The organism is Streptococcus pneumoniae (genome assembly GCA_040719455.1).
GTDB lineage: Bacteria > Bacillota > Bacilli > Lactobacillales > Streptococcaceae > Streptococcus > Streptococcus pneumoniae_G.
In genome coordinates, this window is sequence record JBFDTN010000001.1 from 609,368 (window position 1) to 635,944 (window position 26,577).

Below are 26,577 nucleotides of genomic sequence, written 5' to 3' on the forward strand. Positions count from 1 at the left end.
ACTCAATAATTTAGACCATTGTCAATTATAGTGAGTCATTAACAAACTCATAGGTACGCGGCTATGTTTTTAGTAACTATTTTGGACAAAGAGCGTTACAAATATTCTTTTGGTAGGAGTTGGAGTGGTAAATGATTTAAGAATACAGAATTGTATCTCCCTAAAACATCACTTAGAGAAATAGATTGGGTTTCCATATAAGAATATGAAAAACTTCTACATCCCGGCAATTTAATATAATAATATAAAAAGATGATTTCCGTTTGGAAGTCGCCTTTTTATATTAGACTTGTTCGGAAACTATCCTATTTCATAATTAATAATCCCACAAATCAGCTCAGCTCTTAGTTCAAAACGTTTCCTACGATTCCGATAAGGCAGAGCCATGATTTGAAAGGTTTTAAATTTGGCGTTAAAATGTTCAACTGCAATACGTATTGTTGCCATTTCTCGATTTAATTGTTTATCTTCCTCTGTTAAGGGGTGATGTTTAGAACGTTTAGCAGGAATAAAGCTATTCTCGTGAAAATTTAGAATACCTAAATAGCCTAAATCTACAAAAACAAGGGTACTTTTCGGTAAGCTATCACCAATACTTGCCTTAAATAGATTAAAGTCATGCGTATGACCATCTGCGAACGCTAAATGACAAACACGATGAGTTGCTAAATCAAGCATAATCTGTGTCTTTATCGTATGTCTTTTCTTTTTACCAGAATAATTCCTGCTTTGGTTTTTTTAGGACGTTGAATAGGGCTTTCAGTGACATCAATGGCAACTGCGGCACTTGGTGCTTCCAAATTGTCTAAGTCAAAAAGACCTGAAGAGCCAAGTGTATCCTCTACCCATGTGATTGTTTCACTGACAGTTGTTACACCTATCCCAAAATCAAAAGCTAATAATCGCTGTGTAGGATAATAACGCAAGTAGCGCAATGTCAGGATGAGTTGCTCTTCCATGCTTAAAAGGCGCGGGCGGCCTCCCTTTCGGTGTTGCTCTTGATAGGCTGTTTTTAGGCACGTAACCATTCGCTGAAAGGTTTCTTTTTTCACTCCTATTAACAATTTGAAGTTTTCTGAGTTTAACTTTAACGCTTTGCCGTATGCTGTTTCCATACTTTTAGTATACCATTAATAGTAGTTTTCGAACAAGTCTATTATCGAACATGCTACATATTGTGGTCAGTGCGAACTGATATATAATTCCCCAAATTTATAAAGCTTGTAAATCCACTTAAACTATTGAAATTAGTTCTCTATTTTAACAATTTCTTCAAACAGTCGAAGATATTGTTTTTGCTTTTCTTGTGGCATCATTTGCAATCGATTATGGAATTTCTCGAACAAGGGATCTGAAATTGTTGTATGTTCTTGATTACTTTGAAAAAAGCTACTCATAGTGAGTCCAAAGGCCTCTACAATTTTTTCAAGTGTGTTGACCTTGATATTTGACCGCTCCCCTCGCTCAATTTTTGCGATAGATGAGACATCCATGCCAGCCGTTTCCGCTAATTGTTCCTGAGTAAGATTAAATTCTTTTCGTAAAGTTTGAATCCTTTTTGCGACATATTGATCTAGAGCCATAAGCTGTCCTCCTATTATTAAAGAATATAGGTTTTAAAGGACAGTTTAAAGGTACAAAAAGGACTTTTTGTCTATCCTTTTAAGGATAGATTGTGTTATAATGGTTGTGTAGTTTTTTAAGTGATTAAAAACGATCAGAAAATTACACAAATGAGGTACACACATATGTCAACACACACAAACAAAACTATTCACACACATGGATCTATTCGTAAGCTGAAAGCTTATGGGGCGGTCGGAGTTCTTGCCATTGGGATGATGGCAACGGTTGGGACTGTTCAAGTCAAGGCAGATGAAGCAGGAAACGCTCCTGCCCTTGTTGCTACCACAACGAATGAAGTGACAGAGGCTCAGGTTGATCAGGCGAAAGAGCAAGTCGTTGCTGCTGAACAAACCCTTAATCAAGCACAAAGTAACCTTGCAACAGCAGAACAAGCCGTCCCTGCAGTGGAAGCTCAGTACAACACGGCAGCCCAAGCAGTGGAAACGAAACAAGCTGAAGTAAAAAGTGCTCAAAACGAAGTCAATCAGACGCCTGTCGCTGAGGCAGAAAAGCAAGTTGAAACTACCAGTCAAACGGTTTCAACTAAAGAAGGCGAAATCAAAGAAAATCAAACAGCAGTCAGCACCCTTGAAAATGAAGTAGCTGCCTCTACCACAGCTGTGACAAATGCAGAAAAGCAAGTAACAAACGCCGAACAAGCTAAAGTGCAAGCTGATAAACAACTGGCTCAAGATGTGGCAGATGAAAAAGCGGCACAAGCTCAAGTCGCAACTAGCCAAGCAGAAGTGACTACGGCAACCGCTACTGTCGCAACGAAAGAACAAAAAGTGGCAACAGCCACTCAAGATGTCACCGCAAAAGGAGCAGAAGTCAAAACTGCTGAAACCAAACTAGCCGAAGCAAAAGCAGCAGATGCCAAACGCCAACAAGCCATTGATGTAGTGCAAAACCAAGTCACCACTAGCCAAACACAAGTAACCAATGCTGAAAATCAGCTCAAAACGGCAAATAGCAACTTGACCACTGTTCAAAATGCCATTGCAACGGCTCAAGCAGATGTGGACAAGGCAAACTTGGCACTTGGTTCTATCTTTACGGTGCAGTTGTCTGACACCTATAAGGAAAATCTTACTAAGTTCTACGAAGCTCGCTATGTGACCAAGGACACTACCGAGATGAATCGTATTTGGAAGGTACTTGAGGCTGAGTCAGACCGTTTATTAGAAGAAAGCATCAATGGAAAATACTTACGTCATCTACGCGATTCTCTTAATGCTATCGAATCAAATCAACGAGTAGTCATTTCTAAGACAGCAAGTGGTTTGAATAGCTTGACGGAAGCAGACCGATTAGAGTTAGCTCAATTTGCTCAAGTTATGATTAATGATGCACGATCACAAGTGGGGATTACGTCAAAAGCTCTCATCTCAACAGGATCTATGAAAATTGCAGATATGGTCGCAAAAGAATACCTAGCAGATAACTGGGATTCTGAAAAAGGGCATGACATTCAGGGGCTTATTCGAGTAAAAGATCGGACAGGTCAAAAATTAGATGAGGACTTCTCACGTCAACCGCATACTTATTCAACCACTGATTACACAATGACTTCTTTGAAAGTTCAAGTGGCTTCATTTTTAGAAGGAATGTTGCTAGATGACTATTCTTCATCTCAGCACTTTGGACATGCCATTTCCCTCTTGAATTTGGATTCTAAGTTCCGTGATGCTCGTAAAGGGGACCAATACTTTGGCTTATCTGGCTACACAGGCTCTAAAAACTCTGGCTACCTCTTGGAGTTCACAGATGGTCCTGCTAAACCAGAATATGCTGGCACTCCAATCGCAAACCCAATTTCTAAAGAAGCCTTGCAAGAAGCGGTTCGCACAGCAGAAGGAAAATTGGCTACGGCACAAAGCAAGCTAGCGCCTGCTGAGGCACTTGTCGCAACTGCTCAAAGTAAATTGCAATCTGCTCAATCTGACCTTCGCACAGCAGAACGCACCCTTGCAAACGCTAAGGCAGTCCCTGTTCAAACTCCAAAAGCCCAAGCAACTCTTGATACCGCAAAGGCGAATCTTGCAAGTGCTGAAGCTACATTGACAACTGCTCAAACAGAACTTGCCACTGCTAAGGCTGACTTGACGAAAAAACAAGCAGCTCTTAATGAGGCTCAAAAGGCTCTTACCTTAGCACAAGCGGATGTGGCGACTAGCCAAGCAAATGTGGAGAGCAAGACCCAAGCCCTTACTACGGCGCAGGCACCCCTTGCTTCTGCCCAAAAGACAATGGCAGACAAGAAAGCAGCTCTTTCTGAGAAACAGACTGCTCTTACAACGGCTCAAAGAGAGTTGGCGAAAGCGCAAGATGCCTTGAAGGCTGCGAAAAACAATCTTGCAACAGCGAAAAGCAATGCCCAAAAACTAGCCAACCTTAAAGTGGAACTAGAGGCTCTTCAAAAAGAAGCAGAAACAGCGAAACAAACCTTGGATGCCGCTAAGGCACAAGTGGCTACTCTCACCAAAGAAAAGAACACAGCCCAAAGCAACTACGACAAGGCGGTCAACAACCTAAAAGTCCTAGAAGCTCAGTACAAGGCTTATCAAGACTACCTTGCAGCTAAAGCAGAAGCGGACCGCTTGGAACAAGAACGTTTAGAAGCTGAACGCAAAGCAGAAGAAGCTCGTCAAAAAGCCGAACAAGATGCCAAAGCTAAAGAAGAGGCAGAGCGTCTCGCCGCAGAAGCAAAAGCCAAGGCGGAAGCAGAACGCCTAGCACGAGAACAGGCTGAAAAAGCTCGTATCGAGGCTGAGAAAAAAGCGAAGGAAGAAGCGGATCGTCTTGAAGCAGAGCGCCTTGCTAAAGAATTGGCAGAGAAAGAAGCTGCCGCTAAAGCGGAAGCAGAACGGATTGCTAAAGATCAGGCCGAAAAAGAAGCTGCTGCAAAAGCAGAAGCGGAACGTTTAGCACGTGAGAAAGCGGAACAAGAAGCAAAAGCCAAAGCCGAGGCAGAGCGTTTGGAGAAAGAACGTAAAGAAGCAGAGGAAAAGGCAAAAGCTGAAAAAGACGCGGCAGAAAAAGCCCGCTTAGAAGCAGAAGCTAAGGCCAAGGCTGAAGAAGAGGCGAAAGCGAAAGCAGAAGCCGAACGCTTAGCCCGTGAAAAGGAAGAAGCGGAAAAATTAGCCAAAGAACAAGCAGAAAAAGAAAAGGCGGAACAAGAGGCGAATAAAGACAAGGAGAGGGAAACTCCTAGTCAGCCAGAAGTGAAGTCAGAAACTCCAAAAGAGCCAGTGACTCCTGCTCCAGAAACCAAGCCAGAACCTGCTAAACCAGAAGGTCCAACGGAACCAGCTGAACCAGCTAAAAAACCAACCCATAGTGTCGGTGCCCCTGCCTTCCGCGAGGACCTTCCAGTCTTTGACTTATCTACCTTGGTGAAAGACGAAGAAAAGACTGAGAAGGAAGAAGAAGGCAAAGAACCAACAATTCCTGTCGAAACTCCAGCAGAAACACTGAAACCCACTCCTGTACCAGTACCAGCGGAGTATGTGCTTAGCGATGTGGATGGAGATAGAGTACAAACTTCGTCTTATTCTCGCAAAGAAAAATATAAAAGATTACCCAAAACAAGTGCAAGAGAAAGTCTAGCTTTGATGGCGCTTGGAACAATTGTATCAAGTTTAGGACTTGCTATGAAAAGAAAAACTAACCGATAAGGAGAAATTGTGGAAATAAGATAGATGTCAGAAATGACATTTTAACAAAAATATGATATAATACAAAAAAAGTAAAAATAACTAAAGTAACAGAAATAAAGTAAAAGAGAAAAGTAAAAAACAATAAGGGAGGCTAAAACCAACTATAAATTGGTTTTAGTCAGACCTATGAAGTCGATTTTACTACTAGCTCATGCAGCTACTCGTTTATCAGAATTTGAGAGGTGTTACTTTTGTTATTCGATAAATTTATAATACAACAACGATCAATGAATGAACTCATCGATGTTTTCTTTTTGCAGTATTCTGCAATTGAAAATGATGATACTGATTTGGTCGTTTTTTTGCGTTCATTTTCTTCTAACAGGGGGTGTTATGAAGTTCGTTTGCTATAAGCATTCCCTGATTTTAGGCGATAATCGGATTGTTACAAAACAATTTATCGCTCTAAAGCAAGAAGATAGCAGTTTAAAATTTACCAATTTCCATCGTTATGTGAAATCCGCTTCCAAGATAAAATCAATCTCGGATGATGGAAACAAACGGTTCTCCTATGTGATTAAGTTTCTAAATTATATCTTTGCTAAGTGTGGCATTAAGAACCTAGACCAACTAACCCTTGAAATGGTTAAAGACTTTCTCATGCATTATGGACTAGGGACCTTACCCGGTGATACAAAGCATCGCAAGAAAAGCACTGTTGAGATTTGCGTGAATGCAGTTCTTGACTTCTTAACGCTTTACCTCGATGAACGAAAGGGCAAAGCATTACTGACCTCTAAAGAGCTCTATACAAGTACCTCCTTCACCAATAAAAGAGGGAGGTTAATTAAGCGTAAAGAGCCTAGGTTTGAAGTGTTTTATGACGATAGCCATACCGAGCAGATGATATTTCGTGACATGCCGAATGCTGCTTTTGAAATGCTTTTTGCTCACATAGCTAAACAGCACAAAGATTTACTCATGGTAGTGGCATTAGGAGCTTTTGTTGGTTTACGCCCCTCTGAAGCCTGTAATGTGAGAAGAGAAGATAGTCCGCTCGGTCCGGGTATTCTCTTTCACCAGAGTTATGGTGAGACCTTTAAGATAGAGATTGACTTGAGAAAGGAAATACCTTTGAGAAGCGATTTAAAGCCCACAGGACGGATTAAGAAAGAGAGAATGCAGTCTGTACCATTTATCTTCCTTGAGGTCTTTCTTGATACCTATAACGACTATATGGAATATATGGAGGGAAAGAAGTACGAGAAGGATTATGGGCCATTAAATTTGAACAAACAAGGTAAGGCATTAACATATGATGTCTATTATCAACGTTTTCGCCGCATTATCCGAGAGGAGATGATACCACTGTATCTTAGATCAGATGATGCAGAAGTTGTCTTTTTTGGTCAACTATTACAGGAGCATAATATCTCCCCTCATATTTTTAGACACTGGTACACCACACAGTTAGTTTTATCAGGCGTTAATGAGATTAGCGAACTCATGTCAGCTAGAGGAGATAAGTCACCAGAAAGTGCTTGGGTGTATCTTCAAAACAAAGGTGAGATCGCCAAACAGTATGGTCAGGTTAACAATGGGGTGTTTGATTATCTTAATTGGCAAGCTAGTGAATTATTTAGTTCAGCGAAAGGAGAATGAATTTGCCTTATTTAATTAAGGATTGTCTAGAAAAGACCTTGAAACAATTAGAGAAAAATACACCTAAAATTAGGGATAAAGTGAGTCATTTTTTACTAAATAACAACTGGTTCGGAATCGATATAAATACTGATACTTTTACTGTCTCGGAAGAAGATGCCATTTTTCTGTCAGATCAGATAAAATGCTACTTGGCAGGTCCTACAGGTTTAGAATCCATTACAGAAATCTTCGAGCAAAAATTTCCTAGCACTTATAAATATTTTCAACATTTTGCAGATAGGAGGAATATTGACAAATCTAGCCAGTTTTATTTACAAGACTTCTTAGCATACTATTTAGAAAAAGACTTATTTCTATACAGTGATAACGAACTAGAAAAGTTAGTAGAGCAAGCAACTGAAGGTTTGACTAAAATACAAGGTCAGATATTAATATCATTTTTTGATTGGTTGCTTGTTACTAGAAAGACACGCTATCGTAGATCGTATGAGATGACTCAGCGCTACACACTTAAAGATAAGAATGCTGCCTATGAGTTGAATGATTACCTAGAGCTAATGTACTACCTTTTTAACGACAACTATATTGTCAAAAATAATATGCTTTATCAAGCAGCTTGTTCAAAAGATTATGCAGATACATGGCTCTATTTAGCTTTACATTTCATCTGTGCTCTCAGAACAACAGATTTAGAAAGACTAGGACATCCACAGCTTCCTCAGGAACCTAAAGCAGTATTATCAGCTATTAAAGATGGAACTTGGCAAAGTAGCGAAGCTAGATTTATCCTTCTTAGTATGACGACTAGATTAAGCTATCTAAATATGACACCAAATAAAACCAAGAGGACAAATGATGTTAGTCAACTTAAGTTTCATGTTCCAGAAAGTTGTCAAGTCCTTATTGGAACACTATTTGCGATTTGTGAGGCTCATTATCAGATAAGAAATGGAAGTGGAAACAAACCTTTAATTCGTAAGATTGCTGATTATGAGCGAATTAATCGCTTTATGGGAGAGGAGATTGGCAGTTTCTTTTTGGAAAGAGATTTTAGCAGTCGTTCAGCAAATAAGTCTTACTTACAAGCTGTAGCTATGTTGTCAGATGATATTTTAGAGGAAAAATCTGAACTGAATATCAAGGGTTATTTTCTTGCAGCATTGGCAAGAAGTCATAAAGGTTCCTATGATGAGTTCGCTCAAACAACCACAGCTTATCTCAAAGATGCTCAATTAGGTCAGTTAAAACCTGAAATGGTAGCTAAGGAATTATTTGAACGTGGCGTATTATCAATGGTGCCTTCTATGTTACTCACGATAGTGACTAGAGGAAAATATAAGGAGCTCAGTCCTAGCCAACAAACCCAGATGATTAAAGAATTAGACTTAACTCCTGCGGAAATTGAAAAGACTTTAGAATTGACTGTTAGAGCAGATAGTCGCTCAAAAAAAGCACTGCAAATAGTAGTAGAAGAAGATCTTCAGCCTAACCAGATCCTAACTGTCTGTCATCGCATTGGTAATGGTGAGGCTTTCTCCAAGCAAGTGGAGAGCATGTGTCTATTATCTGCCTTAGGAAAACTATGCCCTTATGATGACCGGCAACATTGTGTTGGATGTCAATATGAACTTCAAACTAAGTCAACCTTCTTATTACTTATCGGAGAGTTTAATCGGTTAAATAGGCGTTATAGTAAGGTGAAAAATGATTTAGAACGTGGCAAAATTAGAAGCATTTTAGAGCAACAGATAAAACCTTGTTTAACAGAGATGTAGCAGGCTCTTTCTGATCAATATGGGGAGGAAGCACTGCATGATTATGAAGAAATTATTAAGGAGTTAGTCAATTGAACAATCAAGTTAAGTTATTCCGTACAGTTCATCATGCCATAGAGTTTGACTACGCCATGATAGATTATGCTTCGGAGTGTTTTGAAGACTATGTAGAAAAGGGAATTATTCTCACACAAGATTTTGATTCACACAAGTGGCAAATGACAAATGAATATGCCAATATTAGTTTTCTATTTAATATCAATACCTTTCAATATAATCGCTATTATGAACCATTATTTAGAGTATCCTACGCTGAATTTGTAGACTACTTAAAGAGTTTTATAGTTTTATCAATGGATAAGCATGTTTTGCCATCGCTACAACAATTCTTACGCGATATAAAACGTCTTGTCAAAGAGACTAAGCAGAATATATTGGAGGATGTTACTAGTATCAAAATTTCCTCACCGACATTATGTATAGATTTTTTCTCTAGCTTACCATGTTATGAAGATATTTTACTGAATCAGCTAATGGAAAAATTAGATAATATGATTACCACTCAATACGCCTTTAAACCAAAGCAACAACGACAACTTGCTCAATTTCAGTCCTATTTTACGTTTAATGATATCCTAGTCGATTACTGGTCTAAAGAATTATCAGAGGAGGAGCGACTCTTTTACTATCCTCTCTATCTTTGGTGGCAAATTACAGCAGTGCTACCTCTTAGACCAAGAGAATTTCTCTTAACGCCTCAAGACTGTCTATCTGAGAACGATGGCAAGTTTTTCTTAACACTGAGACGAAATAATTTGAAAGGGAAAGGTAAAAGCGTATCTCATAAGATTTCAGAAGACTACTATCAAACAACTTATGAAATCCCTCAGAAACTAGCGAACTCAATTCAAGAATATTTGAGTTTGACTAAGGATCAAGTTGCTACAGAATTATGTACCTTATTTGCGTTAGATTCCCACTATAAAAAATGGAATAGAAGTGCGGGTTCAAATAATCGATTCTTAACTTATACTAATCTTAATACAATATTGAAGTATTTCTTTAAAGAAATTATCTCAGAAAGATATGGCTACATGGTGCATTATATCAACTCGCCAATCCGCTTGAAAGAGAATGAAATTAACTATATCCATATCGGGGATACTAGGCACATTGCTATGATCAATCTAATCGCAGAGGGGAGTAGCCCAGTGACTGCTATGCTTCTAGCAGGGCATGATAACGTAGCAACATCATCTCATTATTTCTCTAATCTCAGTCAATTTATTGAATGTCGTAGTTATCAGATGTACCGTAAGTTGACTGGTTCGCAGACAACCTATGAAATCAGTAAATCTCAACCTAGATATACCATTGGAAAAAATTTTGTTCAACTTGATAATAAAGGGAGGTGTTATTCTCCGAGGTATGCAACAGGTGATTTTTCGGATTGTTTGAAAGTTATCAGCTCCCATGCTGAACTCGGAGCTTGTACCAGTTGTCCATTTTACCGTAAGTTGGGAAAAGATTATTTCTCTATGGATAACTCTTATAAGAAATCAATAGATGAAGAAGCTTTAATCGTAGATCAGGCGATTAAACAAGTTAGAGAAGGTAAAGGTCATATAGAAGAGATTGGTGAGGCCTTATTAAAATTAAAAACAGTTAGTCATTCTTATCAGGAATACTTGATAGCCAAACAACTTAGAACTACGGAGGAAACAGATGGCTAGGCAGAAATATATTTCAGATGAAGATTTAATCAATTTATTTGAGCAATATCTAATCTCTCACTGTTCAAACGATCCAAATTTAGTCAAGATTTCACAATTTGGAAATTTTGTTAGGAAAAAAGGATATCCAAATGTGGCTGATACAACTATCAGAAGAAACACAGTCTTTAGACAAACTCTTGAATTTCATAAACAGGAGTTCGAAGATGACGATTATCAAACTATTATTACTTATAAAACACTGGATGTCGAGAATTTCCTAGCTATAAATCGCACTCCAGTAGCTTTAAAATCTGCACTCGTAGAGTTGAATCAGTACTACAAAAAGATAGTAGATTATGCGACTAGTTTTAAGCAAGAAGCAGACAGGCTTAGAGCAGAAGTTAAAATTTTAGAAGCTAAGAATGAAACATTAAGTAAAAAACTAAAGGATGATAGGGATTTAGAGCATGAGAACAAGAAACTACGTTCTATTGTTAAAACAAGCATCTACCCCGAAATAGCCAATGAACTGCTAAAAGCTGAAGGCTTACTAAAATCCGATAATCAGATAATAACGGATGAGTATTTATCTAACCATATTATTACAGCTGATTCGGAAATAAATTTCCATGATTCAACTGAACAAAAAGATATGGGCGAACAAAATAAGATTATCAGTATCAAGAATATGCTGGATAGCAAGACAAAATATTAGGAGAATGACTAATGATATATGTAGTTCAAGAAATCCCTAAATTGTTGAAATATTGGGATTTTGAATATAATGATTATTTAAACATTGAAACTGCTAAGGTAAATAGTAGAATTCAAGCTCACTGGCGATGTCCTTCTTGTCTTTATGGTTGGGAGGATTCAATTGTTAAAACGTATAATCGAAGCGCTAAGAACGATAATTTTTGTCCCTGTTGTAGTTTAGGAGAATTGCTAGTCAAAGAAAAGAATAGTATTTTTGCTGTTTATCCGAGTATTATTCAATATCTTAATTTTCACTATGAGAATCAAGAAACTATTGATGAACTACTTAAATCTGAAAAATTCAATTCAAAACGCGTCTTTCATTTCAAATGTCCAACATGTCATATAGGATGGAGAGGTACAGCGATTAATTATAGATTGTTCCAATCTGAAAATCAAGAATTATTTCATATCAATTGTAATGAGTGGGCTTCTCGTTTTTATTATTATGAAGTTTATCCAAATCTCAAAAAAATTTATAAGCAAGAATCTAATAAAATTGATTTCAATGGTTTAAAACTCAGTGATAATGTAACGATACCTTATTATTGGGAATGTGATAACTGTCACTATGAATTTAAAATATCAATCGATACTCTGTTTAGCAGAATTAAGAATAAAGGGTCTTATTGTACGGAATGCAAAAACTCTTTTGACAAACTACTGGATATAAATTTAATGGAAGCTCCATTGTCTTTCCTAAATCCTAAAGATCTAATAGAATGGGCAGATAACAACATTTTTTCAACAAATCAAGTTGATTCTCTGTCGAATATTGCAGTAAATTGGAAATGTTCTATTTGTCACGGAGAATACACTTGCTCAGTCATAGATAAAAATAAGCAATCTTGTCCTTATTGCAATGATAAAGAGATGTTAAGAGGGTTCAACACATTAGAAATAACCCATTCTTATTTACAAAAGTTTTGGAATCCTAATAATCATAAAATTTTAAGTGACTTTTGGAAAAAATCACATGAGGTTATCATGTGGACTTGTCCTTGTTGTCAGATTGATTTTCAGTGTAGTCCTAACGAAATGGTTTCTCGAACGGATTTAGAGAACCAAAACTTTCAAACATGCCCTAATATGTGTGATTGGGGTGGAGAAGTTTTTAACAATGATATATTACGTGATTATCCAATTTTAAAAGCCGAGTGGAGTCCTAAAAACAAAATTCCTATTCACTTTGCACTAACTCATATTGAAACAAAAAAATATTGGTGGAATTGCTCTACCTGTAATGGAGAATATCAATGTTCAATACCTATACGGAAAGAACTAGCGATTTCCTGTCCATACTGTAATCATGAAAAACCATTGAAAGGATTTAATACTCTATTAGATCTATATCCAGATCTAGCAAACATGTGGAGCTCTAAAAACAGTGTAACATTAGAGAAAATTCTACCAAATGAAGCAGAAAAAAGACAAAGTATTTGGCATTGTAACAATTGTCAACTAGACTTCCAAGAACACTTTAATATAGTATTATACTTGTATCTGAAAGATGGGGAAGCGATTGATAACATTTGTCCCTATTGTACCAAACGCCTCCCAAATCCTAAAACAGGAAGTTTAAATATCATAAAACCTTATCTTGTAGATGAATGGATAAGTGAACTAAACGGGGATATTTCAAAAGAATTTCCAGATTCTAAAAAATATATAAAATGGAAATGCAGAAGATGTCATGGAGAATTTTGGGCTTCGATCAATAGTCGTAAAGAAAACGACAAACTTTGTCCTTATTGTGAGGGGATAAAGTTACTATCTGGTTTTAATAGTCTAGATGCTATACGACCTGAATTATTGGGAGAATGGAGTCCTGAAAACACCTTCACAATGAAAGAGGTGATGCCATCATCATTAAGGATGGCTACTTGGAATTGTAAAGACTGTCATGGAAAATATATAGTTTCTATAAGAGAAAGGGTTCAAGAAGATTTTCAATGCCCTTATTGTTCAGGTAAAATAATTCTACCTGGGTTCAACTCGTTTGCTGCCAAATATCCTGAATATTTGCTGGAATGGGACTACCTAAATAACATGTTATTAGCTAATCCTGATGAAATAAGTGAAAAAAGCAATATTAAAGTCTGGTGGTTGTGTAAGAATGATTTAGAGCATCGTTACCAAATGTCAGTCAGTAGAAAAATAAAATATGATAAAAGAAAAAAAGAGACTTGCATAATCTGCAAAGGTCTCAGGAGAAAAAGGGAACATTTTGTTCCATATGAGATAATTTAAAGTAAGTCTGCGAGGACTTACTTTTTTGAGTTATTAAAAAGCTAAGCTCTGAAAACATTTCAAATGTACGCTTTTTTTAAAAATACTTTTTTGGTTTTTAGTAAGATAAAGTACATATTTTAGAATTTTAAGAATTTAGTTTTCACTAGAATAAAGTACATAATTTTTCGAAAAAAAGTTTTTAGTTATTAGCGCATTTCCGGTTATAAAGTGACTTTGAATAACATACATCTTTCCGAAAAACTATAATTTTCTTGAAATATATCTATACTTGTGCTATACTATAAATAAGAACAAATTGGGAGAATATCATGCGTCGTGAATTATTACTGGAAAAAATTGAACAACTAAAGGAGGTCATGCCCTGGTATGTCCTTGACTACTACCAATCCAAGCTGGCTGTTCCTTACAGTTTTACCACCTTGTACGAATACCTAAAAGAATACCGTCGATTTTTTGAATGGCTGATGGATGCTGATTTGGTATCTGTCGCAAACATTTCAGAGATTTCTTTGGATACCTTGGAACATTTGACCAAGAAAGACATGGAATCGTTTATCTTGTATTTACGGGAAAGACCCTTGCTGAATGCCAATACGACTCAAAATGGGGTGTCGCAAACAACCATTAACCGTACCTTATCTGCCCTTTCTAGTCTCTATAAATACCTAACTGAGGAAGTTGAAAATGAGCAAGGCGAGCCGTATTTTTACCGCAATGTCATGAAAAAAGTTTCTACTAGGAAGAAAAAAGAGACCCTTGCTGCCAGGGCCGAAAATATCAAGCAAAAGCTCTTTTTAGGGGATGAAACCATGGAATTTTTGGACTATGTGGACACCCAGTACCAAGTCAAATTATCCAAACGTGCCCTCTCTTCTTTCCAGAAAAATAAGGAACGAGATTTGGCTATCTTGGCACTTCTTCTTGCCTCTGGTGTGCGATTGTCCGAGGCGGTCAATCTCAATCTCTCTGATGTCAATCTAAACATGATGATCATCGAAGTTACTCGAAAAGGTGGCAAACGGGATTCGGTCAACGTAGCAGGCTTCGCCAAGCCCTATTTAGAGAATTACCTCGCCATTCGCAAACAACGCTACAAGGCTGAAAAGACTGACATCGCCTTCTTTTTATCTGAATACCGTGGTCTACCTAATCGTATGGATGCCTCTAGCATTGAGAAAATGGTCGCCAAATATTCTGCTGATTTCAAGATTCGAGTCACCCCTCACAAGCTGCGACATACGCTGGCTACTCGTCTCTATGATGCAACCAAGTCACAGGTTTTGGTCAGTCACCAGCTGGGGCATGCTAATACTCAGGTCACAGACCTCTATACCCATATTGTCAATGATGAGCAAAAAAATGCCTTGGATCAATTATAGTATTTTACAAAAATTAAATTATGTAATAAAAAAGAAGTTTCTATTTATTGATTAGCTTTGAAAAAATCGCTCATCAGTTGGATAACTTCTTGACTTTCTTCCCATTTAGGCTCTTTTATGGCAAATACATGGTCTAGTTTATGTTCATCTCCTTTCGCATAATTTTTCAAATCATGTTTGACCTTATTTGTCTCTAATAGAGCATTCAATTTCATAGTCTCATCTTGAATCATATCCTCATCACCTGTTACCAGATAAACTGGTGGTAACGTTGTTTTTGAGACCAAACTTGAAGGATCAAGTAAGTAAGAATAATATGCCTTGTCTTTGTCTGATTTATCTGTTACAAGTGGAGTAATGAAATCCATAAAATCATGACGATTGGTTTCAAGCATAATAGAAATCAAGCTCATTGCTTTGAAATCAATACCTGTACCAGCCATTCCAAAATCAGCTTGCAATTCTGGGCTTGCATTGATTGAGGCAACAAAAAGTGATAGCAAGGCACCGGCTGAATCGCCTGTTAGATAAGTAGTCTTAAGATTTAAACCAAGTTCTTTTTGGTGCGTAGCAATATAGCGCAGCGCATTCATGCAGTCATCAATTTGATGCCAGAGGGTTGTATCTGGTAAACGTCTGTAACTAATACTCACAACTGTATAACCTTTACGCGCCCACTCAAAACCATAATCACGATTCACTTCTTTGTAAGATGCAAATAAGCCTCCGCCATGGATATTCACAATAACAGGAGTTGTAGTATCTGCATTTTCAGGGCGATAGATATCAAATAGATGCCCTCGGTCTCCGTCCTCTAAGTAGGGAACATCTGTTTCAACTTTCAGTCCTGTCGTATCAGCCGGTGTATTTAGTTGCTTTCTTTCTGCGCTTTCAAATACCCACCTAAAGGGAACTAAGCGTAGTCGCGGAACATTCCAAACCACTGCTATTGCTGCAATTAGAACCACGATTCCTGTCACAAGCCATTTCAAAAACGGCTTACGCTTTTTATTTTTCATTCTTTTCTACCTCTCTTTTATGGACTTGACAACTGTTATTTTCTTATTGTAAAGTAATGAAGAAAAAAGTTCAATATTTGACCACATGGACTTAACAAAAAGGAGCAATCTGTTACATGAACCAACATCAATTAGAAATCTTACAAAAAAATAATCAGCAATCACGACAAGCAACCAGAGAAGCACTAACAACCGCCCTTCTTCTTCTCCTTCAGGAAAAAGAGTACTTAAACATCAGTATTACTGAATTGTGCCAAAAAGCAGGTGTATCACGGACAGCTTTTTATAGGAATTACAAGAGCAAAGATGAAGTACTGGACGACAAGATTATGGACTACGCCTACAAACTACGGCAAAATATAGATGAAGATTTGTACCAAAGCTGGCTCAACACCTTTCAATTTGTGGAAAGACATAAGACTGATTTTGAAGTGGTGATTAAGGCAGGACTAGAATATAAAATTTTACTAGCTTTAAGTGTCCACCTACCAACAGACCCTGAGCTACGAACCCTGCAATCAATCTGGGATACAGTTGCCTATGTATTAATGATTGAATGGGTCATTCATCAAACGCCAAAAACTGCAAAAGACATGGCAAATCTAGCCTATCAAGAAACCAAACAACTGCGTAGGTATTGGGGAGAAAAAGAGACATAGACTACCAAGAAAAATGACTAAAAGACAGATTAGAATCTGTCTTTTAGTCATTTTTCTGCTGTTCTTCTTGTTCTCGAATTTCCTTGATAATACTGCCCATTTTGATAAAATCATCATTGTAATAACGATATAAGCGAGCAGCGCCATCTCCGATATAGCTGATTGGGGAGAATTCTTGGCTTTTGAAGGCATTGTCTTTATCAATCAAGCTCTCTTCTACGACACGGCGTGTGACACGACCAATGACGTTGGTCAGTGCTCCGCACTCTACCATTTCAATCACTTCACACTCAATTGATACAGGGCAAGCGTCAACGAGCGGAGCATCAACGGTCTCTCCGATTGTATAAGACAAGCCGGTAATGGCAAATTTATCTTTGCGACTGTTAAAGCCTGCGATTTCTGCTTCTTTGGTCAATTCCTGTGTGGGGATATTGACGGTAAATTGTCCGTGTTTTTTGATTTCTGTGATGGCATTTCCCTTGGTTCTCATAGCGACGACCATCATACTTCCCAAGGAATAGGCAGAGCTGGAGGTGGAGATATTGTAGCCGTGAACATCATCCTTATAGCCTAGAAAAAAGACTGGAAAGCCAAAGTAGAGTTTGCGTGTTTCAAATGTTTTTTTCATTGGTTGCTCCTTCAGGTGTTTGTTGAATACTTGCCATCATCTTGCGAATGCGGCATTTGGGGTGTTTGGGATTTTGACTTTTGGTCAAGAGATTTTGTGTGGCAGGATGGTTGACTTCGATAGGATCGCTAAAGTCTGTAATTTCATCGACAATCTTGCCGTCAAACATGACTAAAATGCGGTGACAGAGTGCATAACAAAGGTTAAAATCATGCGAGATAAAGATATAGGTCTGCTGGTGCTTGACTTTTAATTGGTGCAATAATCTGAGCAGTTGCCCTTGGATGAGCGGATCAAGTCCACTGAGCGCTTCGTCAAAGATAATCACATCTGGCTTTAAGAGAAGAGCTCGAGCGATACAAATTCGTTGTAGTTGCCCACCGCTTAACTGACGAGGTGTTTTGGTCAGATAGCTCTCGTCTAACCCTACTTCTTTTAGAATTGAGACGACTTCTTCCAAGCTAACTGTATTTTGGGTAGCTTCTGTCAAAATATCTCGCACGCTAAACAAGGGATTGACCGCATGGAGAGCGTCTTGAAAGACCAAGAGAATCCGAGCGCCGTCTTTACTACGATACGGTTTGCCCTCAAGCAAAATTTCACCCTGACTGGGCTCCTCTAAACCAACCAAGAGCTTGGCTAGAGTGCTTTTTCCAGTCCCGCTTTCGCCCATGATTCCTAGAATCTCACCTTGTTTGACAGAAAAATGGCAGTCTTCTAGGACATCTTTTGTATCAAAGTGCTTAAATACATGCTTACATTCAATCTTCATAGGTCACCAACCGTTCATATGGATTTCCCAAGACGAGCTCTTGGGTGTAGGGGTGCTGAGGATGAGAGAGGAGGTCTTCTACGGCTCCTCTTTCTACGATTTCTCCCTTATAGACGACCAAGATCTGACCGCCCAGTTGTCGAGCTAATTCGTAATCGTGTGTCACAGTAATCAAGGTTTTTCCTTTTTCTTGTAGGGTCTGTAAAATCTTGAGAACATTTTCCCGATTATAGGGATCTAGGGCAGACGTCGGCTCATCTAGCAAAATCGTTTCGGAATCAAGGCTTAATAGAATAGCCAGCATGACCCGCTGCAACATTCCACCACTGAGCTCAAATGGGTAACTCTCTAAGAGCTTGTCAATATGCCCCAATCTCACGGATTTCATGGTTTCACGCGCCTTTTCCAGACATTCCTCCTTGGTCCATGGATAGTGGCTTTGCAGAGTTTCGATGACATGGACCTTGATTTTTTGAAAGGCGTTGAACATAGCCATGGGATTTTGCATCATATAGGCAAGTTCTTTTCCTCGGAGCTGCTGCCAGTCTTTTGCTGTACAATGCCGTAAATCTTTCCCCTTATAGGTGATACTTCCAGTAACTTGGCTTTCTTTGGGAATTTGTCCCATGATGAGCTTGGTTAGAAGGGTCTTGCCTGAGCCACTTTCTCCGATAATGATAAGAGATTGCCCTTCAGGGAGCGAAACATGAATATCCTTTAGCAAGACTTGGTCTTGTAATTGCACGGATAAATTCTGAATACTTAAGGTTTCCATGGTCTCTTCCAACCTTTCTCTTCAACATATTCCCCTGCAAGATTAAAGGAGATGACGGTGCAGAAAATTGCTAAGCCTGGTGACATCATCATCCAAATAGCTGTCCGAAAATATGGTCTGGCATCGTGCAACATCATGCCCCACTCAGCGATATTGGGCTGGACTCCGATTCCTAGAAAGGAGAAGCCAGAAATCATCAAGATAATATTGCCGATATTCATCAGAGCAATGACTAAAATTGGCTTGTAAATAAAGGGGAAAATGTGGTATTTCAAGATATGAAAAGCAGACATGCCCATAGTTTTTGCTGCAATGACGTAGGATTCCTGCTTAGCACTTTTGACAAGATTTGTCACGAGTCGAGCATAGAAAATCCACTCGACAATCACGATGGCTAAAATCATGTTGGTCAAACCTTGACCGAGAATCCCCACGGTTGCAAGCGATAAGAGAAAGCTCGGAAATGCTGAGATGACATTGGCAAACCAAAGAAACGTTCTCTCTGCTCGTCCTTGATACCAGCCGACTAGAAGCCCTACGCCCACTCCTATCACGACTTCTAAGACGGTGATGGTCAAGGAAAGAAAAAGAGAAAAGCGAGCGCCAGAGATGAGACGCGAGAGAATGTCACGTCCAAGCTGGTCTGTTCCAAGCAGATGAGTCGCATTTGGGGATGCTAGTTTATTGGCCACATCAACATACTGGGGATCAAAGGGAACGAGAACAGGAGCTAAAATCGCACAAATCAGCAGGATTGTTAGAATACAGCTAGCTACTAAAAATCGTTTGGTCATGCGGACTCCTTTCCTGCTTTTCGTACACGAGGGTCAATCCAGCCAGTCAAGTATTGATTGAGGAGATTATTGATGAGAAATAGACTCCCAAACAAGAGCATGCAGGCTTGAATGACAGGGATGTCCACTGCTTGTAGGGCATGGACAAAGACACTTCCAATTCCGTTCCAAGCAAAGACTTCCTCTATGATGAGAGAGCCTGTCAATAGGTAGATACAGGTCAGGCTCAGACCTGTTGCTAAGGCAGGCAGAGCATTTGGTAGCAAGTGATGTTTGATAATAAAGGAGCGTTTAACGCCGCGTAGCACAGCATTTTCCACGTGGACACTCCTCATCTGCTCACTAATAGCCTTTCGCACGAGAGCGGTGTATTGCCCAATCAAGGATAGACTCAAGGTCAAACTGGGCAAAAAGACACTGCTCAATCCTGCTTTTCCTGATACGGGAACCCATTTTAAATGGACCGCAAAAAAGAGAATTAAGAGATAGCCCAGCCAAAAGGTTGGCATGGAGACGCTAGCAAAGGAGAGAAATTGCACCACGCGATCCAGCAAAGAATCCTTGTGAAGACCACTGATAATCCCTAAGGGCAGAGAAATCACAACAATCAAGAAAAAGGACACAGCTCCTAGATAGAGCGTGGAGACAAAAGCGTTTGTAACAAGAGGAAACACTGGTACTTTCCAAAGATAGGAAACGTCAAAATCTCCTACGAGAGCCTTTTGCATCCAAATCCAGTACTGCTCCAGCCAGGACTTGTCTAAACCTAGGTACTCATTGGCTTGTTTAAGGGCTTCTGGTGTGATGGCAATACGTGAAATGCGCAGGTAGTTTTCGGCAGGATTTTCTGAGGAGAATTTGGTCAGTAGAAAGGTCAGCATCGAAATCATCAACAGTTCACTGACGAATGAAAGAATTTTTTTAAGCATGTCAACTCCTTCTTCACATAGGTTGAAAAAAGGAAGTTAGGAATCCTCCCAACTCCTTTTTCAAATGATTTAGAGTGGATTGAGAAAGGCATAGGTCAAAGCACGGAGCTTGCAGATAAAACTTTAGTCCATCAAAGCGATTTAACAATGTCCTGACCTTTCTTCAATTCACTAGATACTCATCAACCATCACATCTAATCTTGGCTGAATATCAGCTCTAGCTGCGTTTTTATTGCTTAGTCAGATGTTGATGGTTAGAGCATTAGTTAGCCTTGCTGATGAATCGAACAGGGAAGGCATTTTCTTCTGGTGCAAAGCGTACGCCTTCCAACTCTCCTGTGCGGTAAACAGACACAACAGATTGGTAAGTGATTGGGATATAAAGCGCTTCTTCATGGAGCATGCTCAAAGCTTTTTTGTATCCTGCATCGACTTTTTCCTCGTCTGCTTCAGCCAAAGTCGTTTTGATGACTTGATCAAGTTCTGGTTTGATAGCAAGTGATTCAAGAGAGATATTTTCTGGATGACCGTGTGCTGCTTTTGCAGTGAGGGCTGTCATCCAAGCATGTGGATCCCATGGCGCGCCCCATGAGTAGGTCAACATCATGTCAAAATTACCAGTCTTAGCATTTGCCCAGTAATCGTCTTCTTCCATGGCTTTTAATTGCACGTCAACGCCAAGTTTTTTCCATTCGCCTTGGAAGTATTCGCCCAAGTCTTTGTCAGTTGCTTTAGTAGAAATGTATGGCATGTGAACGGTTAATTTTTGTCCGTCTTTTTCACGAATGCCGTCTGCTCCTTTTTTCCAACCTGCTTCATCTAGCATTTTTTCTGCTGTTTCAAGGTTGTATTCGTAAGGTGTCAAGCCTGCATCAGCGTGTGGGGTAGATTTGGAGAAAATGGTATCTGCTGGTGTTTCAGTCCCACGGAATAAGTCTTCTGCGATAGATTTCTTGTTCATAGCATGGTTCATAGCAATCCGAACAGCCTTATCTTTGAAGATTGGCTGAGAGGCATTAAGAAGCAACAAGCGAGTGGACATAGGTTGAGAAACATCTGTTGTGTAGGTCTTGTCCTTTGCATATTGGGCAAAGGTATCAAGACCAATCAAGCCGTTACCATATAGAAGATCAAGATTGCCAGCATCAAACTCTAAAGCGCGTGTTTGCGCATCTGGGATAATTTTGACCGTTACTTCTTTGAGTTTTGGTTTTTCACCCCAGTAGTTTTCATTGCGGGAAAAGGTAATGTATTCGTTGGCTTTTTTATCTTTGACCACCCATTGACCTGTTCCAATAGGAGCTGCTACGTTGTCCTTAGTCGTATCATCCCCTTTAGGGAAACCAGCATCACCTAAGAAACGAATCGGACGAATCATAGCCAAATCGTACAAGGTTGCACTATAAGGCTGTTTGAGCTTGATTTCAAAAGTATGGTCATCAACAACCTTGTAAGCATCCAACTGTTCTGTAAAGTTAAACCAAGTGTGGTTGCCTTTATTTTCTTCTGAGAAAATGGTGTCAAAGTTGCGTTTGACGTTTTGAGCGGTAAAGCTGGAGCCGTCTGAGAATTTCGCATCGCGAAGCTTGAAGGTATAAGTCTTGCCATCTTCGCTAAGTTTCCAAGATTCTGCAAGCATAGGCTCAATCACGCCATTATCTCCATAGCGGACTAAGCCTTCATAGACCATATCTTGGATGACAAATTGGTCAGGATTGTAGCGGTGAGGATTGACATCCCCAAAGTCTTCTCCCCAAGCAAGAGTAAGGCTATCCTTGCTGCTGGCTGATGGAGCAGCTGCATTTTTCCCTGACTGGCAAGCCACGAGAACCACAGCACATAGAGCTGTGAATAGGAGCAATAATTTCTTTTTCATGTTTTTTCTTTCTAAATATTTAGTAGTTATCTTCTAAATAATCGCGAAGCTCTTCAACAAAAGAGCTTGGAAGTTGCAGATGATCTTGCAAGTCATCTGTGTAGCGCACAATGATATCTTCTTCTCTTTGTTCCACCACTTTTTGAGTCCAGTCAGGATCTAGCAACAGCGCCTTTCCTAGGGCAAACAAGGGAATGCCTGCTGCTAGGACCTGGTTAGCATCCTTACCTGTCTGAATACCTCCAACGCCTATCAAAGGAACACGTTGGTCAATTTTCTTCAAAATCTGATGGACAATAGGCTCACCCTCTTTAGGATTGCGAATCGACGATTGAAAGACTTGATTGACCGACATATGAAGATAATCAACATCTAGGCGAATGAGTTGCTCTAAGAGCTGTAAGGTGTCATAGAGCTGGATACCTGGCTCTTCGATCTCTTCAGGTGAGAAACGATAACCGATGAGAAAAAGTCGATTGGCTTTCTCCTTTACCAAAGCCTTGGCTTTTTTGAGTAAGGTTTTGGCAAACCGCATGCGGTTATTGAGCGTTCCGCCCCACTTGTCCCGACGTCTGTTGGAGTGAGGGGAGAGAAATTGCTGGATCAGATAGGTGTTGGCTCCGTGGAGCTCAACGCCGTCAAATCCTGCTTTGATGGCTCGTCCAATCGCTGCAAGAAAATCATTCATGACCTGATCGACTTCTTCGTAGCTCAGCGCGCGTGGGGTATCTACATAGCCGTGCAAGGCCTTAACAGCACTTGGTGCTACTGGTTGCTGTTCGATCACATCTGGCAGAACCATACGACCTCCGTGATAAAGCTGAAGGACTGCAAGGCTTCCCTTTGCTTGAATAGCTGTTGCTAAGCGGCTTAAGCCTTCTATTTTATCATCTTCTGCCACGCTAAAGCTGTCCGCAAAAGCCTGTCCTTGGGGATGCACATAGGCACTACCTGTGATAATCATCCCTACCCCTTCTGCACGACGCGCATAGTAGTCAATATCTGCCTGCGATACATAACCGCCAGGCTCACAACAACTGATGGTCATAGGGGCTAAAATCACACGATTGCGGGTCCGTAAACCATTCTTAAAGACAAATCGTTCTTGAATAGCTGTTTCCATTAAGATTCCTCCTTTCTATTTAAAATAGAGATGTGCCATTCAGATGAATGGCGATTGTCAAAACAAGTGACTGTTCCTTGGGGGAAATCAAGGTCCCAAAAGACAGCTTGTGGATCAATCAAACGCTGATAAATCAAGCGTAGAACGCCCAAATGAGCGACAATCGCAATGCTGTCCGTTCTATGACGATGAACCAAGTCATCTGTCACTTGCCAAACACGTTGTTGAAAGTGTGAAAACTTTTCCGCCTGAGAAGGCGTCACATCAAAGGGAGCCTTTAGCCAAGCCTGCCATTCTGTGGGAAATTTCGCTTCAATCTCATCTGCCATCAAGCCCTCCCATTTGCCAAAACCTTTTTCATTAAGTTCTGGAAGGCTCAGGCTGTTAGAGCCAAATACGATGTCAGCGGTTTCTTTTGCTCGTCGTAAGGAACTGGTATAAATCTGGCAAAGAGGAATTCCCTCCATAATAGCTCGCAGCTGCAGGGCTTGTTGCTTGCCTTTAGCATTGATGGAAACATCGCTGCTACCGTAAAAGCACCTTCGTTTATTGTAATCGGTTTCACCGTGTCGCATGAGAAAAATCTTCATAGCATGAGTCCTAGGAGTAATAAAATATGCGAAATTTCGACAAAGGCACCCAAGGTATCCCCCGTATGCCCATCGATTTCGCCATAGACAAATTGACGATAGAGCAGAGCGCCACCAAAGACCAAGGCATAGCCAAGGAGACCTTTTAGCCCAAAGCCAAATCCTAAAACAAGAATGGGCAGGATTTGAGCAAGAGCGATTTGCACAATCGTAACTCCTTCAAAGAATTGCCCAGAACCACCGGCTGCACGCGCATACTTCATTTGATAGAGCTGTAAAGCAAGACCGGCTTTCCCAATCATGGTGAGGCTTGCAACAATCAACCACTTGGGCTCAGGCAGATAGGAAAAAGAAATCACCATCAATCCATAATAGAGAATAAGGGCTAAAACGCCATTACTCCCAATGCGACTGTCTTTCATAATCTCAAGCATACGCTCTTTATTGCGAGAGGAGAACAAGCCATCTGCCATGTCTGCTAGACCGTCCAAGTGAAATCCTCCTGTCAGTAAAACGTCAAATAAAAGGGTCAAAACCCAAGCCACCATATCTGGTAAAACCAGCTGAACCAGATAGAAAAAGAGAGCAGAAAGCGAGCCAAGTAAAAGCCCAAACAAGCTAATAATCGGAATGCCCTTTCGCACATAAACCAAATCTACTTCCTTGTTGATGGCAATGCGGCTGAAAAATTGGGTATAGATAATCAGGGATTGAATCATTTTAATCGTTGTGAGAGTCCACAGATGACAAGATAGACCTCACTTGCCTCCTTTGCCAATGTTTGATTGATTGTACCAAGAACATCTCTGAAATAGCGTCCGAGCTTGGTTTCTGGTACAATCCCAAGCCCAATTTCATTGGTTACGACGTAGAGAGTCATGTCTTTCTTTGATACAACCTCTAAAATAGCTGCCCATTCCTCAGTTATTTTCTGTGTGACGAGAGCTTGCTCCTCTTTGGTGAGAAAATGCTCGTCATCCATCAGGATTTTTTCTGGGAAGTCGTGTTCAATCATGTCAAACAAGACATTGGTCGTGAGCATCGTAGCGCAGTCCAGCAGATAATAGTCATAATCCTGCTGAGCTAGCCATTCACCAATCTGAGCGTACTGCTCGTGGGTATCCCAAGCCTTGGGTCTGCGTTCTTGATGCAGACGCACCCGCTCCTGCCACTCGTCATCTCTATGCTTACTGATACCTGTGGCAATATAGCAGACCCTTTCCTTCTCCCAAATTCTCTCCTCGGTGAAGCGAGATTTGCCACTGCGTGCGCCACCTGTCACTAAAATGAGCTTACCCATAAATCTCTCCAAATACTTCTTCAAAGGCTGAAAGTGTCACTTCAATATCCTCCTTGGTATGAGCAGTGGACATGAAGTTTGACTCATATTGTGAAGGTGCTAGGTAGATTCCTTTAGCAAGCAAGGCTTTGTGTACTCGTGCAAAGAGCTCTTGATCACTGTTTTTGGAATCTTCAAAATTTCGGACTGGATGTGGGTTAAAGAAGAAGCCAAACATGGTGCCGCAATGAACGACTTGAAGCGGGACTTGATAGCGCTTAGCCAAATCTTTTAGACCATGGCAGAGCTGATCTACACGCTCCTCCATTTGTTTGAAAAGCTCAAGTGTCAAGCCTTTGACCGTTTCATAACCTGCTGTCATAGCGATTGGATTGCCCGATAAAGTCCCTGCTTGGTAAATAGCTCCAAGAGGTGCCACGGCATCCATATATTCTTTTTTCCCGCCAAATACGGCAACAGGAAATCCACCGCCAACGACTTTCCCAAGACAAAGCAAATCAGGCTCTACTTGATACAATCCCGTAGCCCCTGTATAACTCGCTCGAAATCCTGTCATGACCTCATCCATGATAAAGAGTGCTCCGTATTGCTGAGTCAAATCGCGAATGAGTTGGATAAAGTCTTTATCTGCTGGGATAAGCCCCATATTTCCTGCAACGCCTTCAATGATAACGCCTGCAATCTCCGCTCCTTGCTGCTCAAAACACTCTCGGAGGGCGTCTTTATCATTGTAGGGAAGTGTTAAGGTATCTTGTGCTGTTGCTGCTGGGACACCAGGAGAGTTGGGCAGACCAAACGTTGCTACACCAGAGCCTGCCTGCACTAAAAAGGCATCGCTATGACCGTGGTAGCAGCCGATGAATTTAACAATCTTATCTCGCTTGGTTACACCTCTAGCGACTCGAATGGCACTCATGGTTGCTTCTGTTCCAGAGCTGACCATCCGCAAACGTTCTAAGTAAGGCACTCGTTCTTGTAGAAGTTTTCCTAAGCGTGTCTCTAAAGGACTAGGAGCTCCGTAACTTGTCCCTTTTTCCACGGCTTCTTTGACCGCTTCAATGACCTCATCCTTGGCATGCCCCAAAATCATCGGTCCCCAAGACAAGACATAATCAATATAGCGGTTGCCATCGACATCGTAAAGATAAGCTCCCTTAGCCTTGTCAATAAAAATAGGACTTCCCCCCACTGCCTTAAAGGCACGAACAGGGCTATTGACTCCACCAGGGAAAATGCTTTGCGCCTCTTCAAAGGCCTGTTTTGATGCTTCAATACTCATA

At 40.2% G+C, this 26,577-nt stretch carries 20 protein-coding genes and 2 pseudogenes; 8 read left to right on the top strand and 14 right to left on the bottom strand.

The window, feature by feature from the left end:
• Positions 1-300: 300 nt before the first annotated feature.
• Together AB1I63_02810 and AB1I63_02815 are read right to left on the bottom strand one after the other, a co-directional pair.
• Positions 301-1,115: pseudogene (locus AB1I63_02810) on the bottom strand (IS5 family transposase).
• A gap of 132 nt (positions 1,116-1,247) precedes the next feature.
• Positions 1,248-1,583, bottom strand: a complete 336-nt coding sequence (locus AB1I63_02815) for a helix-turn-helix transcriptional regulator (protein ID MEW4353818.1) — start codon at positions 1,581-1,583, stop codon at positions 1,248-1,250.
• Between the two features lie 165 nt (positions 1,584-1,748).
• On the opposite strand from AB1I63_02815, the gene AB1I63_02820 reads away from it, so the two are divergent.
• The 7 genes and pseudogenes from AB1I63_02820 to xerS all read left to right on the top strand — a co-directional run bounded on the left by AB1I63_02820 (position 1,749) and on the right by xerS (position 14,828).
• Entirely contained in the window at positions 1,749-5,303 is a 3,555-nt protein-coding gene (locus AB1I63_02820) for an SEC10/PgrA surface exclusion domain-containing protein (GenBank protein ID MEW4353819.1), read from the top strand.
• A 375-nt stretch (positions 5,304-5,678) separates the two neighbouring features.
• Complete coding sequence (locus AB1I63_02825; GenBank protein ID MEW4353820.1) at positions 5,679-6,947, top strand: site-specific integrase; 1,269 nt, start codon at positions 5,679-5,681, stop codon at positions 6,945-6,947.
• A 2-nt stretch (positions 6,948-6,949) separates the two neighbouring features.
• Positions 6,950-8,800, top strand: a pseudogene (locus AB1I63_02830) (hypothetical protein).
• Positions 8,797-10,458 (top strand): hypothetical protein, encoded by a 1,662-nt coding sequence (locus AB1I63_02835; protein MEW4353821.1) that lies wholly within the window; start codon positions 8,797-8,799, stop codon positions 10,456-10,458. Before AB1I63_02830 ends, AB1I63_02835 begins: the two are co-directional and overlap by 4 nt.
• Positions 10,451-11,155, top strand: coding sequence for a hypothetical protein (locus AB1I63_02840; protein MEW4353822.1), 705 nt, complete (start codon positions 10,451-10,453; stop codon positions 11,153-11,155). Before AB1I63_02835 ends, AB1I63_02840 begins: the two co-directional genes overlap by 8 nt.
• A gap of 11 nt (positions 11,156-11,166) precedes the next feature.
• Positions 11,167-13,446 (top strand): zinc-ribbon domain-containing protein, encoded by a 2,280-nt coding sequence (locus AB1I63_02845; protein MEW4353823.1) that lies wholly within the window; start codon positions 11,167-11,169, stop codon positions 13,444-13,446.
• A 311-nt stretch (positions 13,447-13,757) separates the two neighbouring features.
• The gene (xerS, locus tag AB1I63_02850) at positions 13,758-14,828 is read left to right on the top strand and encodes a tyrosine recombinase XerS (protein ID MEW4353824.1); all 1,071 of its coding nucleotides are present in this window, start codon (positions 13,758-13,760) and stop codon (positions 14,826-14,828) included.
• Between the two features lie 44 nt (positions 14,829-14,872).
• Here the strand turns inward: xerS and AB1I63_02855 are convergent, their stop codons facing one another.
• Entirely contained in the window at positions 14,873-15,847 is a 975-nt protein-coding gene (locus AB1I63_02855) for an alpha/beta hydrolase (GenBank protein ID MEW4353825.1), read from the bottom strand.
• Between the two features lie 116 nt (positions 15,848-15,963).
• Between AB1I63_02855 and AB1I63_02860 the strand changes: the two genes are divergently transcribed.
• Positions 15,964-16,506 (top strand): TetR/AcrR family transcriptional regulator, encoded by a 543-nt coding sequence (locus AB1I63_02860; protein MEW4353826.1) that lies wholly within the window; start codon positions 15,964-15,966, stop codon positions 16,504-16,506.
• Between the two features lie 43 nt (positions 16,507-16,549).
• On the opposite strand, the gene AB1I63_02865 is transcribed toward AB1I63_02860, so the two are convergent.
• From AB1I63_02865 to hemL, 11 genes are all read right to left on the bottom strand, one after another.
• Positions 16,550-17,137 carry a flavin reductase family protein gene (locus tag AB1I63_02865; GenBank protein MEW4353827.1) on the bottom strand — a complete coding sequence of 196 codons (588 nt, stop codon included), beginning with the start codon at positions 17,135-17,137 and terminating at the stop codon, positions 16,550-16,552.
• Complete coding sequence (locus AB1I63_02870) at positions 17,121-17,909, bottom strand: dipeptide/oligopeptide/nickel ABC transporter ATP-binding protein (GenBank protein ID MEW4353828.1); 789 nt, start codon at positions 17,907-17,909, stop codon at positions 17,121-17,123. Before AB1I63_02870 ends, AB1I63_02865 begins: the two co-directional genes overlap by 17 nt.
• The gene (locus tag AB1I63_02875; GenBank protein MEW4353829.1) at positions 17,899-18,684 is read right to left on the bottom strand and encodes an ABC transporter ATP-binding protein; all 786 of its coding nucleotides are present in this window, start codon (positions 18,682-18,684) and stop codon (positions 17,899-17,901) included. Before AB1I63_02875 ends, AB1I63_02870 begins: the two co-directional genes overlap by 11 nt.
• Positions 18,672-19,478, bottom strand: coding sequence for an ABC transporter permease (locus AB1I63_02880; GenBank protein ID MEW4353830.1), 807 nt, complete (start codon positions 19,476-19,478; stop codon positions 18,672-18,674). Before AB1I63_02880 ends, AB1I63_02875 begins: the two co-directional genes overlap by 13 nt.
• Positions 19,475-20,407, bottom strand: coding sequence for an ABC transporter permease (locus AB1I63_02885; protein MEW4353831.1), 933 nt, complete (start codon positions 20,405-20,407; stop codon positions 19,475-19,477). Before AB1I63_02885 ends, AB1I63_02880 begins: the two co-directional genes overlap by 4 nt.
• A 263-nt stretch (positions 20,408-20,670) precedes the next feature.
• Entirely contained in the window at positions 20,671-22,284 is a 1,614-nt protein-coding gene (gene nikA / locus AB1I63_02890; GenBank protein MEW4353832.1) for a nickel ABC transporter substrate-binding protein, read from the bottom strand.
• Positions 22,285-22,303: 19 nt separating this feature from the next.
• Positions 22,304-23,407 carry an NADH-dependent flavin oxidoreductase gene (locus AB1I63_02895; GenBank protein ID MEW4353833.1) on the bottom strand — a complete coding sequence of 368 codons (1,104 nt, stop codon included), beginning with the start codon at positions 23,405-23,407 and terminating at the stop codon, positions 22,304-22,306.
• Complete coding sequence (locus tag AB1I63_02900) at positions 23,407-23,997, bottom strand: histidine phosphatase family protein (protein ID MEW4353834.1); 591 nt, start codon at positions 23,995-23,997, stop codon at positions 23,407-23,409. The genes AB1I63_02895 and AB1I63_02900 overlap by 1 nt, the downstream gene beginning before the upstream one ends.
• A complete protein-coding gene (gene cobS, locus AB1I63_02905; GenBank protein ID MEW4353835.1) occupies positions 23,994-24,716 on the bottom strand; it encodes an adenosylcobinamide-GDP ribazoletransferase in 723 nt (240 codons plus the stop codon). Before cobS ends, AB1I63_02900 begins: the two co-directional genes overlap by 4 nt.
• Complete coding sequence (gene cobU / locus AB1I63_02910; GenBank protein MEW4353836.1) at positions 24,713-25,297, bottom strand: bifunctional adenosylcobinamide kinase/adenosylcobinamide-phosphate guanylyltransferase; 585 nt, start codon at positions 25,295-25,297, stop codon at positions 24,713-24,715. Before cobU ends, cobS begins: the two co-directional genes overlap by 4 nt.
• Positions 25,290-26,576 (bottom strand): glutamate-1-semialdehyde 2,1-aminomutase, encoded by a 1,287-nt coding sequence (gene hemL / locus AB1I63_02915; GenBank protein ID MEW4353837.1) that lies wholly within the window; start codon positions 26,574-26,576, stop codon positions 25,290-25,292. The genes cobU and hemL overlap by 8 nt, the downstream gene beginning before the upstream one ends.
• Between the last annotated feature and the right edge of the window lies 1 nt (position 26,577).

Excerpts from the sequence above, each read along its gene's own strand:
- AB1I63_02815 (MEW4353818.1), bottom strand. The coding sequence starts at position 1,583 with ATGGCTCTAGATCAATATGTCGCAAAAAGGATTCAAACTTTACGAAAA.
- AB1I63_02820 (MEW4353819.1), top strand. The coding sequence starts at position 1,749 with ATGTCAACACACACAAACAAAACTATTCACACACATGGATCTATTCGT.
- AB1I63_02825 (MEW4353820.1), top strand. The coding sequence starts at position 5,679 with ATGAAGTTCGTTTGCTATAAGCATTCCCTGATTTTAGGCGATAATCGG.
- AB1I63_02840 (MEW4353822.1), top strand. The coding sequence starts at position 10,451 with ATGGCTAGGCAGAAATATATTTCAGATGAAGATTTAATCAATTTATTT.
- AB1I63_02845 (MEW4353823.1), top strand. The coding sequence starts at position 11,167 with ATGATATATGTAGTTCAAGAAATCCCTAAATTGTTGAAATATTGGGAT.
- xerS (MEW4353824.1), top strand. The coding sequence starts at position 13,758 with ATGCGTCGTGAATTATTACTGGAAAAAATTGAACAACTAAAGGAGGTC.
- AB1I63_02855 (MEW4353825.1), bottom strand. The coding sequence starts at position 15,847 with ATGAAAAATAAAAAGCGTAAGCCGTTTTTGAAATGGCTTGTGACAGGA.
- AB1I63_02860 (MEW4353826.1), top strand. The coding sequence starts at position 15,964 with ATGAACCAACATCAATTAGAAATCTTACAAAAAAATAATCAGCAATCA.
- AB1I63_02865 (MEW4353827.1), bottom strand. The coding sequence starts at position 17,137 with ATGAAAAAAACATTTGAAACACGCAAACTCTACTTTGGCTTTCCAGTC.
- AB1I63_02870 (MEW4353828.1), bottom strand. The coding sequence starts at position 17,909 with ATGAAGATTGAATGTAAGCATGTATTTAAGCACTTTGATACAAAAGAT.
- AB1I63_02875 (MEW4353829.1), bottom strand. The coding sequence starts at position 18,684 with ATGGAAACCTTAAGTATTCAGAATTTATCCGTGCAATTACAAGACCAA.
- AB1I63_02880 (MEW4353830.1), bottom strand. The coding sequence starts at position 19,478 with ATGACCAAACGATTTTTAGTAGCTAGCTGTATTCTAACAATCCTGCTG.
- AB1I63_02885 (MEW4353831.1), bottom strand. The coding sequence starts at position 20,407 with ATGCTTAAAAAAATTCTTTCATTCGTCAGTGAACTGTTGATGATTTCG.
- nikA (MEW4353832.1), bottom strand. The coding sequence starts at position 22,284 with ATGAAAAAGAAATTATTGCTCCTATTCACAGCTCTATGTGCTGTGGTT.
- AB1I63_02895 (MEW4353833.1), bottom strand. The coding sequence starts at position 23,407 with ATGGAAACAGCTATTCAAGAACGATTTGTCTTTAAGAATGGTTTACGG.
- AB1I63_02900 (MEW4353834.1), bottom strand. The coding sequence starts at position 23,997 with ATGAAGATTTTTCTCATGCGACACGGTGAAACCGATTACAATAAACGA.
- cobS (MEW4353835.1), bottom strand. The coding sequence starts at position 24,716 with ATGATTCAATCCCTGATTATCTATACCCAATTTTTCAGCCGCATTGCC.
- cobU (MEW4353836.1), bottom strand. The coding sequence starts at position 25,297 with ATGGGTAAGCTCATTTTAGTGACAGGTGGCGCACGCAGTGGCAAATCT.
- hemL (MEW4353837.1), bottom strand. The coding sequence starts at position 26,576 with ATGAGTATTGAAGCATCAAAACAGGCCTTTGAAGAGGCGCAAAGCATT.